The 3,183-nt window shown below is 34.6% G+C and carries 3 protein-coding genes; all 3 read left to right on the forward strand.

Going from position 1 to position 3,183, the window contains the following annotated elements:
* A partial coding sequence (locus DW114_RS21540) for an RHS repeat-associated core domain-containing protein (RefSeq protein ID WP_199485906.1) occupies positions 1–1,233 on the forward strand: 1,233 nt, incomplete at its 5' end.
* Between the two features lie 2 nt (positions 1,234–1,235).
* Positions 1,236–1,643 (forward strand): DUF4279 domain-containing protein, encoded by a 408-nt coding sequence (locus DW114_RS17810; protein WP_117455178.1) that lies wholly within the window; start codon positions 1,236–1,238, stop codon positions 1,641–1,643.
* A 145-nt stretch (positions 1,644–1,788) separates the two neighbouring features.
* Positions 1,789–3,183 (forward strand): RHS repeat protein (locus tag DW114_RS17815; protein ID WP_199485907.1); only part of this gene is annotated, 1,395 nt, incomplete at its 3' end.

Genomic DNA, 3,183 nt, shown 5'->3' on the forward strand with positions numbered 1-3,183 from the left:
GAACAGGATGAAACAGGACTGATCTATCTTCGTGCAAGATATTATAATCCAGTGATAGGACAATTCATCCAGCTAGATGAAAACCGAGGTGATGCAGGCAACATCGAAAGCCAGAACCGATATGCTTATGCATTAAACAATCCAAATAAATACATCGATAAGAATGGTCGAGCAGCCAGACTGATGAATGATGGAGGAAGTTTTAGTAGTATTGGCGGACTAATAGGTGCAGCAGGGAAGCTGGCAAAAGATATAGCTACGAAGTCAGTCAAAAAGAACCAGTCAACATCTCAAATGACATCGCAAGACCGTTATAATCTGTGGATGGGACATGATTCATGGGACAACTATGGTGGAAAACCAAAAGGTGTGTATGCGACACAGGCAGATTACAATAAGGCACATCAAAAGCCATCGACGTCATATAAAGTACCACAAACACAAGACCAGAGAAATCCAAAAGCAAAGACAGCAAATACAACAAGAGAAACATATGTACCAAATCCAGCTTGTTCAGCAATAGAAACATTAGGTAAAAATCTAAACGACTTTAAAGAAGAAGTATTAAAAGGATTGAATACGGTAGGTAAATATATTGCAAAAGGTGCAAAAGCAGTAGGAGAATTCTTAGAAAGTATTTTGGATGTAGTAGCTGCAGCAGGAGCACTTATAGTATTTGCAGGAGGATTAGTTGTAGCTGGATTCGCGTTAGCCGCAATTATAACAGCTTTAACTGGTTCAGTAGGAATAGCAGCTGCAATTGGAGCATTCGCAGCTAAGGGTGGCATGTACGTCATGTATGCAGGAGCAATTGACATGGTGTTATCAGGAACACAAGTATTATCAGGTACATTAGGTTGTAGACTAAGTGGGGAAAAGCTGACAAAAGAGCAAGCAGAGCAAAGAATAAATAATGGACAAACGAATCTAACATTAAGTTATGCTGGAGCAACATTTGGTTATGGAGCATCATTTACACCTAATATTGTAAATGATTATTTTAAGGATAATATTGATAAGAATTACCGCTTTGAATTAGATATTCAGCTTTTTGCAAAAAAATCAGATATAAAGCAGATTAAAAAAATAGCAAAAAAATTTAAGATGAATGCAAATCAAAGAAGAGAGTTTGGCGATTATGTGGAAAGCTTTAAAACCTTTGTACCAAATAATAAAAATTTCACTTGGAAAGAATTAGAAGAAATGGCAAAAGAATTCTTAGGAGATAATTAATTATGGAAGATAGTGGCATTTGCAGTTTAATAATAAAAGGCGAAAATTTAAATTTCAAAAAAATTGAAAAGGTAATAGGTATTGAAAGTACACAAAAATTTGAAAAAGGTAAAATTGTTAGTAAAGTAATAGGAAAAATCGAATTTGATTTAATAAGATTTGATATAAAAGTTGATAAAGGAGAAAGTCCTAATAATGCCTTAAATAAATTAGCAGATACTTTATTAGAAAGCAAAGACTTTTTAAAAAAAAATAAGGATGTATATGACATTTATTTAAATTGTTATATTCAATCAGATTATGCACAAGTAAATTATGTGATATCATCTGAAGTAATAAAAAAAATATCGCTATTAGATTTGAATTTAAAGATATCTTTACTCTCTTGGGGAGGAGCAGAATTAGATTGATAAAGTCTATAATGTGTAAGTGATAAGTTTCAATATTGATAACATTAAATAAAAAATATGATAAAGAGAAGCACTCCAAATTTATTAGTTTTTGCTTCTCTTTTATAGCATTTAAGATACTTATGCATATGATGCAAATGATCATATGACAGTAGAAAAAGATGAATATGGCAAGAAGAACGAGTATCAATATGATGTCGATGGAAACCTTCTGAAACATACCAAACCAGATGGCACAACACTTACCTACACATACGATAAACTCGGCAATAAATTATCAGAAGGCAAACGAAGCTTCACTTATGATAAACACAACAATCTTTCCACAGCTACGCTAAACAATAAAACAGTCACCTACACATATGATAAATATGATCAGATTACGAAAGTAAAAGATGCCAATGGCAACGTCGTATCTTATACATGGGATATCTATGGCAATAAGACAAGCATGAACTATAAGAATACCAAGATCAATTATCAATACAACGATATGCATAAGATCACAAAGGTATCCAAAGGTTCTAAAGAAGTGGCAACTTACAGCTATGATGCCAGAGGAAACATCACCAAACAGACCAATGGCAAACTGAGTACGACATATACCTATGATGAATTGAATCGTAAGTTGAGTGCTGTTACTACTCGCAATAAGAAACAAACAGCCAAATACGAATATACTTATGATGGCACAGGCAACATCTTAACAGAAACGATCAATGGCAAGAAGAACAGCTACACGTATGATGCGATGGATGAACTAACAAAATCTATCAAGTACATCAAAAGAAAAGAAGTAACGACGACCTATGCCTATGACTTGAATGGCAACAAAGTAGAGATATCATCCAATGGTAAATTCAAACGATACCACTACAACAAGTACAACCAGCTGACAAGCATCTTCACAGAAGAAGGCAGTACAGATATCTATTATGACAAGAATGGCAATATGCGAGATGTCTTATATGCAGGTGGTGGTAAAGAACACTATGATTATGATGAATATGGACAATTAAGCAAAGTAACGAATGATAAAGATAAGAGCTATACATACAGCTATGATGCCCAAGGAGATCGTATCCGTTATCAGAAGAACTACAGTGAAGCCTATGACAACGATACATGGTATGAATCCCTAGAACAGACAAGCTTTGAAGAAGTAGAAGAACTGTTGGATGACAAGAACAGTGATCAGATCATAGATTCTGTACGTTACCAAAGCAACTATCGTAAGACACATCATAAATGTGTACTGATGGAAGAAGAAAACTGGGACAGTGATGGAGATGACTGGGAAAACAAAAACATTGCTTATATCTTAGACAAGAGCTTAGAAAATGCGGAAGTACTCGCAACCAGTACTGGTGAGATCAATATCTATGGACAGGATGAAAGATTATCTACAGATTCCAAAACAAGTGATGGCATCAATAAAACGATCAACTATGTCAATGGAAACAACAACTCTGTGTATGGCTTAGCAACAACAGAAAATGCATGGGGAGATATCCGCTATAAATATAAAGCGATCGAATAC

The organism is Absiella sp. AM09-50, from assembly GCF_003433845.1.
Lineage (GTDB): Bacteria > Bacillota_I > Bacilli_A > Erysipelotrichales > Erysipelotrichaceae > Hoskinsella > Hoskinsella hominis.